We start from the raw sequence: 466 nt of genomic DNA on the forward strand, positions 1-466 counted from the left end.
AATCAATTTTCACACCCTCACTTAAAGAAGGAAAACACACCTATGAGTCAAGCGAACCAATCCACAGTTGACAGCTATTTTCCTGTCTATCACAAGGTAACCAAGGCAACACACATTCTGAACCTCAACACTGGTGAATACGAGAAGTTTCCAGATGTTCAGAAACTTGTTTTCCACTATATGCTTGACAGATGGAAGTTCTTTAGGAGTCAAGGTGGGGGATACTTTGATAATCACGAAGACATAGCAATAGCTTGCTGTGTTGTGCGTAAGACTGTCGGCAAAGCTATTAAGCTTCTTGCTGCTGAGCAAACAGACCCCCGTGTAGCTAAAGCTCTCATTGACCGTTATGAGAAATATGCAGCTCAGGAAAAAGAGGTGGATAAATAGCAGACAAAAAGAAAGCCCGCGACCGGCAATTAAGCTGGAAGCGGGCTTAGTCGTTTCAACGAGGAGAGTGACTACT

General features: G+C 43.6%; 1 protein-coding gene. It reads left to right on the forward strand.

Annotated elements, in window-relative coordinates; translation table 11 throughout:
• Window positions 1–390, forward strand: a 390-nt coding sequence (locus J5M67_RS28325; RefSeq protein WP_207888661.1) for a hypothetical protein, incomplete at its 5' end; no start/stop codon positions are given.
• Between the last annotated feature and the right edge of the window lie 76 nt (window positions 391–466).

Source organism: Pseudomonas sp. 30_B (genome assembly GCF_017491605.1).
In the GTDB taxonomy this organism is placed as follows: domain Bacteria; phylum Pseudomonadota; class Gammaproteobacteria; order Pseudomonadales; family Pseudomonadaceae; genus Pseudomonas.